We start from the raw sequence: 15366 nt of genomic DNA on the forward strand, positions 1-15366 counted from the left end.
ATCCCACTTTAATGGGCAGTAAGAACCCCGCCTCAAAATTCACCGAAAGCAAAGAATTTAGGTGGGGGATTAACTGCCCATTAAAGTCCGATTGGTTCAACTAATAATTAGTGGGGGATGAAGAAAACCCCCACTGATTAAAGGTTCACTTTATCTCGATTCACCTGTGAAGTTTCCATAATAAATATAGCATTTTCTGTCTTCATCAATCTCTCTTGAATCTAAAGTGAACTCCATATGCATGCCGTCGCGCTGAATATATATAATATCTGAATGAAGAGATGGCAAAATTTCTTCATAGTTCCATACATCTTTACTTTCAATCAAGTTTGAACTCGTATCCTTTAGCTCTCTAATTTCAAAACCGATGTGGAAGTAAGTAGGATCTGAAGGATCGTTAGAAAAAGTTTCTTGTTGAATATATATAACTGCTGTTCCATCTGGATCTACTGAAGTTGCAGTAACAACATATGTATTTTTATCTTTTATAAAATATTCACAAGTCATGCGTGCGATGATTTCAGAATTAGAAATATTTGCGTAGTTCCATAAAGCAGGATACCCTTTTGTTTCATCATTAAGTCGATATTCTAAGCGCATTTCATCCCTCTTCTTCCTTTTTCTTCTACTTTATCATGTCATCCTATATAATAGGAATAGAATTTAAAAAGGGGAGTGCGAAGGTGAAAAAAACGAAATGGCTAGTAGGCGGTGTCGTAACGTCTTTAATGACCGGCACCTTATTTGGCTGCGCACAAGATCTTCCCCCAAAACCGAATGATAATAGTTGTTCAGATTGGGATTGGGATGATGAACTTGGGGTATGGCAGTGTGATGATAGTAGTTCAGGTTATCGTGGGCATTATTTCTATGGCGGAACATACTATCAAAATAAATCCACTTTTAAAAATTCATCGGCGTTTAAATCGTATCAATCGTCTGCGGAATTTAAAGGTGGGATTGGAAGTGGTTCAAAGGGAGGATTTGGGGGCTAAAATATGTCGCAGTACATAAGGGATCGAAAAGAGTTTTATTCAAAATATCCGGATTTCTGGTCGGATTTATATGAATCTGAGTATAGTTTGTTTCATGTTTTCTCTATAACAAATGAGACTATGAAACAATTACAATTAGCAACTGAACGAATGGGGAAAATATTTTTTAAGATTGCTAGACTTTTGCGTAATTTAAGTGACGAACAGCTTCTTGAACTTGGGTTTCCTCCTGCGAGCTTATCGTTCATTAGAATGAAAGGGTTATATCCTGAATCTGTTATTTCGCGATTTGATTTCGTTTTAACAGCTGATAACCAAATTAAAATGCTTGAGTTTAATAGTGATACACCAACTTTTATTATGGAATGCTTTCAAATGAATGGGAAAGTTTGCGAGAAACTAGGCTATGATGATCCAAACTCTAATCAAGAGCGATTACTATCTTCTGGTATTACAAAAGCTGTAATGGAAGCGACAAAGGGAATAGACAATCCAAATGTTGTTTTTACAGCACATCATGAACATATTGAGGATTGGAATACGACCATATATTTGAGTCAGTTATGCCATGTTGAAAATAAAGTAGTACCAATGTCAGAACTTAGAATTACAAAAGATGCTTTAGTAGATAGGGATGGAGTACAGATTGATGTTTTATATCGCCAAACATATCCGATAGAAGATTTAATTGAGGATCAAGATCCTGAAACAGGAGATTTTGTAGGTGTGGAACTGTTGCAGCTTGTAAAAGCCGGAAAGCTTTTTATAATAAATCCATTGTCAGCATTTTTACTTCAGCCAAAATCAATCCAGTGTCTTATTTGGGGGTTAGCAGAAGAAGGGGCCTTTTATACAAATGAGGAACAACAATGGATTAAAGAATATATGTTACCTACATATTTAGAACCAGATTTATTTTTAGGAAAAGGTTCTTTCGTTCAAAAACCTTCATTTGGTAGAGAAGGGGACACAATTACCATTCGCGATAAGGACGAACATATTATGCTTCAAAATGCACATCAAACGTATAAAGCGTCACTGCCGATATTTCAAAAGTATACAGAACTTCCAGTCATATCCTTGCAAACAGAAAAAGGGATGGAGAAACTGTCGTATGTGTTTGGTTCGTTTTTAATTGCCGGAAAAGCGAGTAGTATCGGTATTCGTGCGGGGGAAAAAATTACGGGGAATGAATCGTACTATTTACCGGTAGGTATAAAAAAGGAGGAAAGTATATGATTAATTTTTTATTATATTTAGCAGTAACACTTGGCCTTTTATGCCTTGGTCTTTTCCTAATGGAAGTAACAACGAAAGTAAAAGAGTTTAAGCTAATGGCCCAAGGGAATAAGGCGGTAAGCTATGTACTTGGAGGGCGATTACTTGGGTTAGCTATTGTTTTATATTCAACAGCAGCTAATTCTATTTCACTTCTTGATATGGTTTCGTGGGGAGCAGTTGGGATTTTGGCTCAAATTATCGTCTTTTATTTAGCTGAGTGGCTTACACCACGCTTTAATATAAATAAAAGTCTTGAAGAAGATAATCAAGCAGTCGGTCTTTTTCTTATGTTTGTATCGCTTTCAATTGGGATTGTAATTGCTGGTTGTATAACTTATTAAAAACCTTACGTTTAAACGTAAGGTTTTTATTTTTGCTAATTTTGAAATGTGTGTTTGATTCATTTAATGAGTCGAAAGAGAAGTAGTGTATTATGAGAGGGGGTTGTTGTAATAAGGAAAAGATTCCATTCAAAGTGTTGACATCTATTTTAAATAAGAGTAACATTTTCTATGTAATTAAAATAAGTCTCTGTTAGGTGAGGCTCCTGTATAGAGAAATGCTACTGCCCAAAAATGTCGAGAGACGCCAATGGGTCAACAGGAATGATCGAATTAAGGTTTTTCTTAACGTAGCTGGTAATGAACCTATGCTATACAGTGCTAAAACTCGGCGAGGGAGAGGTCCGTAGATTTCTAATTGTATTAGGAATCGTTTATTTGTGTATGTCATGACCTTTACTCTTTTCGGAGTAAAGGTCTTTTTGTTACAAAGCTATGAGTAATTTCATAGTATAAACTATAAAATGAAACGAGGAGGTGAGGAGCATGTCAAATTCTGACTCGGTTCCGTTACCCATATACTTCAAATCAAAAATATATGATGTAGGCAGGAAACGACTTGTTCCTCCCTCTATATTTATCATCATGTAGCGTTTATATGTATGTTTAAGCGCTAGACACTTTCACAGTAAAGTGGATAAATTGAGAAACAAAGCGTTTCTTCCTATGTTGTAATGGAGGAGACGATAATATGTTATATGCAAACAAAACTGTGGGTAACACGTCATATAAATTAAGTAAAAAATCAATGAAAGAACAAACAATGCTTCAAAAAAATAAAGATTTATTAATTGAAATCGCAACGAGAGATGTAAAATCTGTATTTGCGTATTTTAAAACAACAAGAGACGGATTATCTATGAAAGAGGCACAAAAACGTATTCAAGTATACGGCCGAAATGAATTAATTTCAAAAAGAGCGCGTATTGCGGAAGTCATGATGAAGCTAACTAGAATGATCCCAGGTCTTTCAAAACAACATGTGCGTGATGGATTACAATGTGAGAAAATTACTGTGTCTCGAGTAGAATGTTCTAGTGTAACGGGTTTAAACGGTGAATTGAAAATGATGACTTTGCCAGTACAAGAGCTTGTTCCTGGCGATATGATTTTTCTTTCAGAAGGTGATACAGTACCAGCAGATGTACGTATCATTTACGCGAATGATTTATTAGTAAATGAATCTGTGTTAACAGGAAAAGATGCAAGTATTGAGAAATTTGAAAGTTGCTATCATCTTGAGCGTAAACGATTTATTCCTCTAAAACGAATGAAAGACTATAATCCACTTGAACTTGAAAATGTATGTTTCAAAGGGACGTATATTGTTGGTGGAAATGCAAAAGCTGTAGTTGTTTCTACTGGGAAAAATACGTATTCAGGAATTCTTCATACTTGTTGCAGTAGAACGTCTTAATGTGTAAATGATGCTAAATATACAAAAACAATGTATAATAGACAAAGTTGAAAAAACGTAGAATGGTAATCTATTTATATAACCTTACGTGATGACGTGAGGTTATTATTTTTTGTAGTAGGAGAGGAATTATGAAAAAAGTATTATTAGTTGATGGTATGGCACTATTATTTCGTGCTTTTTATGCAACAAGTGTCTATGGACAATTTATGAAACGACAAGATGGTACCCCTACAAACGGGATTCATGGTTATATGAAACATTTATTAACAGCTATGCAAGCAATTGAACCGACACACATCGTAACATGCTGGGATATGGGAAGTACGACATTTAGAACAGAATCGTTCTCAAATTATAAAGCGAATCGTGCAGCGCCGCCTGAAGAATTAATTCCGCAATTTGATTTAGTACAAGAAATGACTGCGAAATTGTCTATTCCAGTTATCGGTATGAAAGGGTATGAAGCGGATGATTGCATCGGTACGCTTGCAAAACAATATTGTAATGAAGCGGAAGTTTACATTTTAACAGGTGATACGGACTTACTGCAGCTTGTTGATAAGAGCGTTACAGTTATGCTTCTGCGTAAAGGAATTGGAAATTACGAGTATTACACACCAGAGAAAATTATGGAAGAAAAAGGTGTGGAACCGTGGCAAATCGTGCATGCAAAAGCTTTCATGGGAGATACGAGCGATAATTATCCAGGTGTAAAAGGTATCGGTGAAAAAACAGCATATAAGCTTATTCAAGAGCATGGTACAGTAGCAACTGTACTAGAAAATGTGGCATCTTTAACGAAAGCACAACGTACGAAGATTGAAAGTGATTTAGAGAATTTAAATATTTCATTACAATTAGCGCAAATTCATTGTGAAGTTCCAATTTCATGTTCACTAGAAGAAGGATTACACACAATGGATGAAGAAAAGCTAAGATTCGTTTGTGAAGAAATGAATTGGGGAAGACCTGAAATATTAATCAATATGCTGTAAATAGTTTTGAGAGAGGGATGTTGCATAAGTCAAAGTTCGACTTATGCAACATCCCTCTTTATTATTTTGAAAAAGAGAATTTTAGTATGTGAAAGTATGTGGAATTTCTCTTAAAATATATAAATATTTTAAGAGATAATTCGACATAAGATGATGAAAATAGCAACTTCAAAACGGTTTTAGGAGAATCTCTTTTTTTCGTGTTCACAAAGTTGTCAGAAAATAAACGGAATTTTCATATGAAGTTCAAATGGAATTCACAACAATCAATTATTATAAGAACAACCAGATAATTCTTTATCTTTTATCCCACTTTAATGGGCAGTAAGACCCCCACCTCAAAATTCAGCGACAGCAAAGAAGTTAGGTGGGGATCAACTGCCCATAAAAGTCCGATTGGTTCAACTAATAATCAGTGGGGGATGAAGAAAACCCCCACTGATTAAAGTTTCACTTTATATAAACCATCCCCCAAGGAGGACAATAAAAATGAGAAAAAAAGTGAGAAAATCTTTTAAACAATTATTAATTGAAAATAAACAATCACTATTAAATAATAAAGAAAATATGAAAGAAATTGAGGAACGAATTGAGAAACGACATGTAGCATATAGTGGCTCTAGCAACTAAATAAAGAAAGATAGCCGATAAAGGCTATCTTTTTTTGTTTTATATTTAAATAACTATATTTCTCTCTTTAATTTTTGTAAATATATAAGATATTTTCATAGTGTTTTTCTGCCAATTTTTTTCATTTTTCGAGATTGAAATTGGCATATACCAATATAGAAAATTCACTATTAATAATATTACAAAAAGTGTTACAATACATTCAAAATTACGCTATAAATCATTTTAATATGAAAAATTGGAATGAAAAGAAAGGAGAGGAATATGAATAATGGTGTCGCTTTGAAATGATTAGTATCATTTCATTAGGAGTTGATATAAAGCGATGAATAGGTATGAAGAATTGGATTCAATTAGAGGAATTTCTTCATTGGTAGTAATGATTGGTCATCATTTAATGATTTTTTCAGTATTTCAAAATTACAGTTATCAAGATAATAAACCATTTGTTATGTATCTATTAAAAGAAACGCCTGCTCGCTTAATTTTTAGTAGTGGTAACGAATCTGTTATTATCTTTTTTGTTTTGAGTGGGTTTGTTTTGTATAGATCCATTCAAAACAACTACGATAGTTATGGGTCGTTCCTTTTAAAACGTATATGCAGAATTTATATTCCATATATCGTAGCAATACTTATAGCTATTTTATGCCAAACTACAATGAGTGAATATGGAATTTCTCATTTAAGTGAATGGTTTAATCGCTCATGGACGATTGAAAGTTCTTTAAGCTTAATTGTGCAGCATATATTATTGGTTGGGAAATATAATACAGATGCATATAACGGCGTAATTTGGTCACTTGTTCATGAAATGCGAATATCAATGATTTTCCCGTTAGTTTTGATGGTTTGTTTACGAAAAACGTTGAGGGGTTCATTATTGTCATTATTTAGTTTTAGTATATGTTCTGTCGTGATTTTATTATTATTTCACTCAAGTTTGACATTAACTAGTTATGCATTAACTCTACATTACACAGTGCTGTTTTTACTAGGAGCACTAGTTGCGAAATATAAAAAAAATGTAATAGTTTTTTATAGTAATCGTACTAAAAATGAGAAAATTGCATGGTTTTTATTTGCGATTTTACTTTATATGTATGAAGGGCTTATTGGAGAAATTAAATTGCTCAATAATTTTATATTTCGAGACTACGTAGTAGCGATAAGTGCATGTTTATTTGTTATATTAAGTTTGTCAGTATCAACTTTGTCATCCTTGCTGCGTAATAAATACTTGTTATATTTGGGGAAGATTTCTTACAGTCTTTATTTATACCATATCATATCGTTATTTTCCCTTATATACATGCTCCATGAAATATTGCCGTTGCCTATTATTTTAATTTTTTCACTCGTTTTTTCGTTTATACTTGCAATGCTTTCATATATATTTGTAGAAAAATTTGCATTCAGAGTCGGAAAGTATGTAACAAAGCAAGCGAATACAAAGAAGAAAGGGTTGTCTGTAAAGAATGATTTGCAGAATATTAATCAGACAAAGGCGGTGAAATAATTGAAGCAGGAAATGAGTATAAAAGATTTTCAACAATTATTGAAAAGAAGATTCGTAACGATCATTTTAACAATGAGTTGTTTAACCGCTTCTTTAGTTCTTATCTCTATGTACGTATTAAAGCCTTCGTATCAATATTCAACGCAAATTCTCGTTGGGAATTTAGATGGGTTTAATAAGGAGAATGCAGTGAATAAAACACAAGAAAATAAGCAGCTCGTAACTTCGTATGTTGATATTTTAAAAAGTCCACTCATTATTTCAACAGTCAAAAAGACTTTAAAATTAGAGCAATCAACTTATGAATTAGCACAAAAAATTTCAGTGGTGAATATGGACAACTCACAAATCGTTACTGTCACAGTAAAAGATTCGGATCCTACACTCGTCAAAGAAATTGTAAAGTCATTGGCAGAACAATCTCAAAAAAGCTTTCAACAGTATACAAATGTACAGGGGATAAAAATATTAACTGACCCAGAGTTACAGGAAAAAGCTGAAAAGTTGTTTCCGAAATTTCAACTTATCATTCCTATCTCTTTAATTGTTAGTTTTTTTGTTGGGGTAGGTTTAGCTGTATTTCGAGATTATTTTGATGAGCGTATATACGTGGAACAAGATTTAGAGAAAATAACGACCGTATCTGTTATTGGTCACATAAATATGAAACCGAATAGAAAAAAGAAATCTAAAGAAGTTGATGCGCAATCATCTATATATCGAGGTGAACATGTCGATGTTTAAGACAAAGAAAAAGCTGCCATTTGATCCGCATGATGCTCTAATGAAAGAGCAGTTTTATACTGTGTATCATGAGTTGAAAAAATCGGGAAAACAAGTGTTCACAGTAACTTCAACAAAGGATAGAGGCGTTGTTGCTTCGCTTATAGTAAATATGGGGCTAGTGTTTGCGGAAATGAAAAAAAAGGTGCTACTTATCGATGTGAATTTTTCTGATCCTAAACTACATCTACTATTACAAATCAATTATACGAAAACGGTGAACGATATAATAAGCGAATTCCCTAGTAGTTATGAATCTTTTTCTAGTAATTTATCTAAATACTTATATTGTATTCCTGCCCAAAAAACAGTACACCTGGGAACACCTTTAGTTGCTACGGATGAATTTGATCATGTAATTACGAAGTGGAAAGAAGATTTTGATTACATTTTCTTGTATTCCTCTGAAGTATTTGAGCTTCCTGCTACGCACATTATTGCAGGGAAATGCGATGGGGTAGTTTTAGCAGTCAAAAAGCGAAAAGATTCCCTGCGTACCGTGCAAAAAGTAATAGCGGATATAAAGCGGAAAGAATGTGAATTAATAGGTATAGTTTTATATTCTTGAATGTGGGGGTAACGATCTATGATTCGTGAAACAAATCAAGCCAAGTTGTATACGATTCCGGCTCAAGAAAAGACCAGTATTTTGAATCGAAGTATGAAACGCTTGTTTGATATAATATTTTCACTCATATTGTTACTATTAACGCTACCAATTATGTTGTTCTTTTGTATTGTGATTGTTTTCGAAACAGCAGGAGCTCCAATTTATTTTCAAGAACGTTTAGGGATTAATGGGAAGAAATTTAATGTATTCAAATTAAGGTCGATGGTAAAAGATGCTGAAATAAATGGGCCACAATGGGCAGATGAAAATGATTCAAGAATTACTACAGTTGGATCGTTTATAAGAAAAACGAGAATTGATGAGTTGCCGCAACTTTTAAATATTTTAAAAGGTGAGATGTCTTTTGTTGGACCTAGACCAGAAAGAGAGTATTTTTATAAACAATTTGATGCGTATATTCCAGAATTTAAAAGTCGCTTAATTGTGAAACCAGGGTTAACAGGATGGGCACAAATAAATGGAGGGTATAACCTTGATCCGAAAGAAAAGTTAAAATGGGACATGGAGTATATTGAAATGAAAACGATTGGAATGGACGTTCGTATTTTATGTAAAACCGTTTTAATAGTATTGAACGGTAATGGTGCAAGATAAATATATGTAAGTAGGTTGCTTGCAAAGGAGAGCAGGTATGGGGAGATCTATTTTCAATAATATCATCCATCTATTTTATAGCACGATTTTAGCTAATCTTCTTCAGGCTGTTAGTTTAATTGCTTTAGCAAATTTTTTAAATGCACAAAATTATGGGATGTTTAGTGTTGCCGTAGCAGTGACGTTTGTTATGTTATTTTTTACAGATTTAGGACTTACGAATACGTTTCTTCGAGAAGGGGCAAAAGATGGAGTAGACTTAGAGACGATTTTATCGTCGTATATAAAAGTAAGGATGATTTTACTTATTTTTATTTCTATAATCGGCTATATTGCTATTCATTATATGTATGCGGATAGAAATTTGATTTATATGATGATAAACGTAATGTTTTTCATGTTAATAGGATTAACTTGGCAAAATATAGGGATTGCCTACTTTCAGCTAACGGAGCGTATGAAGTATATAGCGCTTATTAAAGTTGTATCAGCGATAGTTGTCATTATCATTACATGTTTTTGTATTTTCGGAGAGTTACCAGTTTATATAACTGCTCGTTTATATGGATTTGGTTATATGATTGGTGGTTTATTCAGTATATATGTAATGAAAAGAAAGACGAGTATGAATATGAAAGTCGTAATTCATAAAGCGTTATTTTGGCAATTGACACCTTTTATTATTAGCGGTTTTTTAATAATGAGTACCCCGCAATTAGCACCTATCTTACTTAACTATACATTGCCATTAAGTATGGTAGGTGTTTTCGCAGTGGCGTATCGGATGCCAGCAGCTTTATATCAAGTGCCAGGAGTGATTGCAGGTGCATTTTATCCAGTGCTTTTTAGGCATTATAATCAGAATAATTTAGAAGAGCATACGAAATTAAACTTACTTCAAATAAAATCAATGGCGATTGTGGGAATATGTATGACGATAGGTTTATATCATTTAGCGCCATACTTTATTTCTATATTTTTTCGTGAGGAATGGGGAAATGCAGTAGAGCCACTCCAAATATTATCATTTCTCATTGTGCTACAAAGTTTAAATATTGCTATAGCTGACGGCTTAACAACGAGTGGACGTCAAAATAAAAGAACGGTTGTGCAATGTATAGCATTAGTAATAGGTGGGATTATGCTTTATAGCTTTAGTAGTATTGGTGGAGTGATAGGAGCAGCTTATGCTATGGTTTTATTTGAAATTGTAGCTTTAGTTGGATATATAGCAGTAAGTGCAGTGCAGGGGAAAATTGTATTTCAAATTGTTATACCTTATACAATTTATTTTGGTGTAACTTTTATTGGAGTGCAATATATATTGCATACATATCATTTCATTGCGCTCGTTCTTAATACGTTAATCGTAGTAGTTGGTATATTCCTATATGATTATGAGCTGAAAAAACTTCTTCTTTCGTTTATAAGAAAAACACGCAAAAAGGATTATATTACGAAACAGGGGATATAGCATATGGAAAATAATGTTAAAATATCGATGAAATGGATTATGCTTTTAATATTATTTGTCATGTTAAGTAAATACAACATATATATTGGGTTTTCATTGAAGATATATATGATTTTTTTAGTCATATATTTTTGTTTAACAGTTAAAAAATTTCATATTCAAAAGCTATATTTTCATGAAATTGTATTTTTACTATTTTATTTCATCTATTGTTTCAGTGGAATTCTTTCTATATATTTACATGCTAGTATTCGTATGATTTTTGGTGTGCTACTTGTTTTAGGGTGTTATTTTATAATGAGAAATTTAGTAGGAAATGTTGAAATAGCAACACTGGAATCATCTATTGCCTATGTAGGATTAGTATTTAATATTGTAAGCCTAATACTGTATATAGTCGGTTTACAGCACTTTGGATTATACGGTGGAGAAGAAAGGGAAATTTTTGCGGGACTATTAGTTGATAGAGGGTATCCAAGATTAATTGGTTTGCTAGATGATCCTAACATTTTTATTTTTTATAATACAATATTTTTTATGTATTATATGACAAACCTACATAATATGACGAACATTTTAGGATTGATTTTATGTGTTACGACAAGTTTATTAACTTTTTCAAGGGGAGGGATATTAGCGCTTGTGCTTGTCGTTTTTGTATATGTATGTACATCTAGTTTTGCAAAAAAAATAAAAATAATGATGAGTTTACTATTGTTTGGCGTAGTAATTTTTAGTTTATCGAATAGTGTAATGGGTGGCCAATTGGATGACATATTGAATAAGCGGATTTCTGATTTTTCGCACGATAATGGAAGTGGTAGATTTACGTTATGGGAAGCTGCTTTTAAATATTATTTATCCAATCCATATATCGGAATCGGTGCATTTAATTTTTCGAATTATTATGAATTTCAATTTAATGAAAAATTATATGTGCACAATACATTTTTAGAAATTTTGTCTGAATCGGGTACAATAGGTTTTCTTTTATATAGCGCTTTTTTATTCATATTAATGTTCAAGTTAACGCAGTATACTCTGTTTCGTGAAAAACCGTATCTTTTATTGACAATGATTGCATTTTTATTTCAGATGATGTCATTGTCACTCATTATTAACGAAGCGTTCTTTTTATTTTTAGCAATTGTTGTGAAGTACATTTCAATATATGAAGGAAGGGGAAAGGTAGATGGTAAAATGTCTATCAGCACATAATAAGGCGCCTCATGTTTCTGTAATAACACCTTCTTATAATAGTATCCAATTTATAGGTGAGACGATTTTATCTGTACAAAATCAATCATATGAAAATTGGGAAATGATTATCGTTGATGACGCTTCAACTGACCAATCTCTTGAAAAAATTAAAGAGCTAATAGAAGGGGACTCGCGTATTAGAGTATTATCATTAAAAGAAAATGGTGGTGCTGCTAAAGCTCGGAATTTAGCGATTGCAGAGGCAAGAGGAAGGTATATTGCTTTTTTAGATAGTGATGATATATGGTTGCCACATAAATTGCAGACACAATTATTATTTATGGAAGAAACGAATGCGTCCTTTTCATATACATCGTATCGTTTAATCGATGAAAACGGTAATGAACTAAATCGAGAAGTGAATGTACCAAGATCTGTTGACTATCATTGCTTGGCAGGAAATACAATTATCGGTTGTTTAACAGTAATGATTGATCGTGAAAAAATTCCGCATATTGAAATGCCTAGTGTGCAGCCAGAAGATACAGCGCTATGGCTGAATTTATTACATGAAGGGCATGAAGCGAAAGGAATACAGCAAGTGTTAGCGAAGTATAGAATTGTAGAAAATTCTGTTTCGAGAAATAAAATGAGAGCAGCTTTTCGGTATTGGAAATTATTAAGGGAACAAAAACGACTAAATGCAGTACAAATCTTTTACTATTTTAGTAAGTATGCTTATCATGCCTATAGAAAAAATAAAATCAATGTAGTTGGGAAGACGCAATTATGAATATACTGTTGATGACAGATAAATTGATAACTGGAGGAGCCGAAAGTTATTTCTGTAAATTGGAAAGCAATTTGCGTTATGAGGATTTTAAAGTTTATACAGCTGCAGGTGATGGAGAACTATATGAATCTCTTACTAGAAAAGAAAATTTTATGTTGCTTAGTCGATGGAATCATTTGAGAAATATTTATTACTTACGGAACGAAATTTGTAAACGGAAGATAGAACTTATTCATGCGAATAGTTTGCGGATGGTATTATATGCTTCTCTACTTCAAAAGTTTATGAAAAAAAAGATAAAAGTCGTGTATACGAAACATAATGTAACGATATTAGAAAAGAAAATGCCAACGCTTTTTCGTTATTTCATGAATAAATATGTGAACAATATTATTACAGTAAGTGAGTTTGAAAAGAATAATTTAATTTCAATGCATGTAGCTGAAGAAAAAATAAAGACGATTTATAACGGTGTGGATATTGAAAAGTTTTTATTCCAGCAGAAAAAGACAGAATCTACTTATAATGTAGGCATATTAGCTAGATTATCCAAAGAGAAAAACCATCAATTATTTGTAAAAATTGCAAATGTGTTAAAAAAAAGAGATGACTTTTTGTTTTATATTGCTGGTGATGGACCGGAGAAAGAGTCTATTATGAAAGAGATAGAAAAGTATGGATTGCAGCAAAGTGTAAAGATGTTAGGGAATATTTCTGAACCACATGGATTTATAGGGAATATGGATGCCTTACTTTTATTATCTTTTCGTGAAGTGTTTCCAATGGTGGTAATTGAAGCGATGGCGACAGGGACACCAATTATTTCAATAGATGTCGGCGGAATAAATGAAGCGGTAATAGATGGAGAATCAGGCGTTTTGTTGTCTGAATATTGTGAGTTAGGATTTGCAAGGGCGCTTGAGGAACTACAAGGAAATGAGGAAAAGGTGAATGGTATTAGACTGAAAGCACGAGAGAAAGCAGAGAGATATTTCTCATTAACTAAAATGATAGAAGAAACGAAAGATATATATGAATTAAACAAATGACCGTGCAAGTCGTTTGTTTTTTTTATTATAGAAACTTTTAAGAGAAAACTCACATATTATATGAAAAAGGTAATATGAGGAGTGAATTTATTTTGTCAGAATATATTTCTTCCCAAGAAGATTGTGCACCAGAAAATAGCGTTCATATTGATTGTTTTGGAGCAGTTCCGAACTCGGGAAATGATAGTTCAATAGCAATTCAACAAGCGATTGAATACTGTGTATCGAATCGGATTTCCACGGTAAGAATTACAGGTGTAAATACGTACAAAATTTTAAAGCCAATTATTATTAAATCAAACGTAAGACTAGAGTTAGACCCTACTGTAATACTACAAATTGATGGAGATTTTAATGCGTTTGAGCTAAAAAATAATGCTTCGATAACTGGTGGTACGATTCAAGTTATAAATCAAGGATTTCAGTCATCTGTTATTTATGTTTCAGGTTCACAACAAATAGAAGTGCCTAATCAATCTACTATATCAAATGTAAATATAATAAATACAACGACATCCTATAAAGGAAAAGCTATATATTTCTATTGTCAAAAAGCATGGGATTATATTAGTTTCTTTCAAGTTAACTTTATTCAAATTAAAAACTTTCAAACTGCAATACATTTGAAGACAGAATATATAGATGATATAAATACACCTTGCTGGATTAACGCAAATGTATTTCAATCTATATTTATTGATGGATGTGTGTATGGGATTGAAGTAGATGGAAATAGTGATTTGCCAAATGAAAGTTCAGGCAATACATTTCATGATATTCAAGTGCAATGTAGACAGCAAACGAAAAAAGTAATTCGTTGTACGGGTGCCTATAATACATTTGATTGTATGATTTGGGATACGTACCGGATGAGTAGCGAACCGATTGTCATTGAATTTTCTTCTAATTCGCATCGTAACTATCTTTTTTCGAATTTACTTTCCACAACTATTGTAGATAAAGGACAATACAATGTTTGTAAGTCTACCTATGAAGAATCTCTTCGGATTCAGTTGCCGATTACTTTAAATAAACCTCATTTAATAGGGAACCAAGATGATATTTTAGTAAACGCTCAGCAGAAGTATACTGTTAAGCAAGCAAGTGGGAAATTACCTTACGGGGGGAATCTCGCAAATTGTTTTAATTTAATAGATGAACAAAGTGTAAACTATATCGATGTTCCAGATAGTAATCCAGTTGTGATTGAACTAGATTTCACGAAAAATCCAATCAAAATGTTGAATTGTTTTGGAATGTATTTTGGATGGGGAGAGAGTCCGAAGAAAATTAAAATTGAATATGCATTAAGTGCAACTGGAAATTGGGTTGTTGCATCGGATGTTCCATTAAATGTAGGCGATACAATTATATCGAATATGAAGGCGAGTCAGTTATATAAAATAAGAATTACACTCAGTGGTTACGTTCAAGACCATAAACGTTTTCGGATTAATCGTATGTTTGCGAGGTCTTCTATGGAGAATGGGAATGCTTGGTTAGCGACAACTGGTGGAAGAATGTTTGGAGATATTGAAATAGAAGCAAGTAAAGGTATTATTATGAAGACTACTAGTGGAGTGAAATGGAAAGTAACTATTAATGAGGCTGGCCAACTTATTACGACTAAAATAACTTGAGATGATTGGTTGTAAATGCTT

16 protein-coding genes and 1 riboswitch are annotated in these 15366 nt (G+C 32.8%); of the genes, 15 read left to right on the plus strand and 1 reads right to left on the minus strand.

Translation table 11 applies throughout. From position 1 onward, the window contains the following. Window positions 1-150: 150 nt before the first annotated feature. Complete coding sequence (locus tag VF726_RS02315) at window positions 151-600, minus strand: hypothetical protein (protein WP_001235514.1); 450 nt, start codon at window positions 598-600, stop codon at window positions 151-153. A gap of 83 nt (window positions 601-683) precedes the next feature. On the opposite strand from VF726_RS02315, the gene VF726_RS02320 reads away from it, so the two are divergent. The 15 genes from VF726_RS02320 (at window position 684) to VF726_RS02390 (ending at window position 15345) form a co-directional block, all read left to right on the plus strand. After that, on the plus strand, window positions 684-995 hold the full coding sequence (locus VF726_RS02320; RefSeq protein ID WP_440165536.1) for a hypothetical protein: 312 nt from the start codon (window positions 684-686) through the stop codon (window positions 993-995). A gap of 3 nt (window positions 996-998) precedes the next feature. Further along, a complete protein-coding gene (locus VF726_RS02325) occupies window positions 999-2234 on the plus strand; it encodes a glutathionylspermidine synthase family protein (RefSeq protein WP_440165538.1) in 1236 nt (411 codons plus the stop codon). Continuing rightward, window positions 2231-2617, plus strand: a complete 387-nt coding sequence (locus VF726_RS02330; protein ID WP_060630227.1) for a DUF350 domain-containing protein — start codon at window positions 2231-2233, stop codon at window positions 2615-2617. The genes VF726_RS02325 and VF726_RS02330 overlap by 4 nt, the downstream gene beginning before the upstream one ends. A gap of 182 nt (window positions 2618-2799) precedes the next feature. Then, a riboswitch (M-box (ykoK) riboswitch) is annotated at window positions 2800-2965 on the plus strand. Window positions 2966-3308: 343 nt separating this feature from the next. After that, window positions 3309-4034, plus strand: coding sequence for a P-type ATPase (locus VF726_RS02335; protein ID WP_270705613.1), 726 nt, complete (start codon window positions 3309-3311; stop codon window positions 4032-4034). A 131-nt stretch (window positions 4035-4165) separates the two neighbouring features. Beyond that, on the plus strand, window positions 4166-5032 hold the full coding sequence (locus VF726_RS02340; protein WP_270705612.1) for a 5'-3' exonuclease: 867 nt from the start codon (window positions 4166-4168) through the stop codon (window positions 5030-5032). 489 nt (window positions 5033-5521) lie between these two features. Then, on the plus strand, window positions 5522-5662 hold the full coding sequence (locus VF726_RS02345) for an FbpB family small basic protein (RefSeq protein WP_048527108.1): 141 nt from the start codon (window positions 5522-5524) through the stop codon (window positions 5660-5662). Between the two features lie 325 nt (window positions 5663-5987). Next, window positions 5988-7181 carry an acyltransferase family protein gene (locus VF726_RS02350; protein WP_440165541.1) on the plus strand — a complete coding sequence of 398 codons (1194 nt, stop codon included), beginning with the start codon at window positions 5988-5990 and terminating at the stop codon, window positions 7179-7181. After that, window positions 7182-7925, plus strand: coding sequence for a YveK family protein (locus tag VF726_RS02355; RefSeq protein ID WP_440165543.1), 744 nt, complete (start codon window positions 7182-7184; stop codon window positions 7923-7925). Then, entirely contained in the window at window positions 7912-8532 is a 621-nt protein-coding gene (locus tag VF726_RS02360; RefSeq protein ID WP_440165545.1) for a CpsD/CapB family tyrosine-protein kinase, read from the plus strand. The genes VF726_RS02355 and VF726_RS02360 overlap by 14 nt, the downstream gene beginning before the upstream one ends. Before the next feature lie 18 nt (window positions 8533-8550). Beyond that, window positions 8551-9189 carry a sugar transferase gene (locus VF726_RS02365; protein ID WP_440165547.1) on the plus strand — a complete coding sequence of 213 codons (639 nt, stop codon included), beginning with the start codon at window positions 8551-8553 and terminating at the stop codon, window positions 9187-9189. A 37-nt stretch (window positions 9190-9226) separates the two neighbouring features. After that, window positions 9227-10663, plus strand: coding sequence for an oligosaccharide flippase family protein (locus tag VF726_RS02370; RefSeq protein ID WP_440165549.1), 1437 nt, complete (start codon window positions 9227-9229; stop codon window positions 10661-10663). Between the two features lie 3 nt (window positions 10664-10666). Continuing rightward, entirely contained in the window at window positions 10667-11881 is a 1215-nt protein-coding gene (locus VF726_RS02375; RefSeq protein ID WP_440165551.1) for an O-antigen ligase family protein, read from the plus strand. After that, complete coding sequence (locus VF726_RS02380; RefSeq protein WP_440165553.1) at window positions 11856-12656, plus strand: glycosyltransferase family 2 protein; 801 nt, start codon at window positions 11856-11858, stop codon at window positions 12654-12656. Before VF726_RS02375 ends, VF726_RS02380 begins: the two co-directional genes overlap by 26 nt. Further along, entirely contained in the window at window positions 12653-13705 is a 1053-nt protein-coding gene (locus VF726_RS02385) for a glycosyltransferase family 4 protein (protein ID WP_440165555.1), read from the plus strand. The genes VF726_RS02380 and VF726_RS02385 overlap by 4 nt, the downstream gene beginning before the upstream one ends. Before the next feature lie 92 nt (window positions 13706-13797). Beyond that, window positions 13798-15345 (plus strand): hypothetical protein, encoded by a 1548-nt coding sequence (locus VF726_RS02390; RefSeq protein WP_440165557.1) that lies wholly within the window; start codon window positions 13798-13800, stop codon window positions 15343-15345. Window positions 15346-15366 lie beyond the last annotated feature (21 nt).

The sequence above is a fragment of the Bacillus sp. Brlt_9 genome (assembly GCF_051948935.1).
In the GTDB taxonomy this organism is placed as follows: Bacteria; Bacillota; Bacilli; order Bacillales; family Bacillaceae_G; genus Bacillus_A.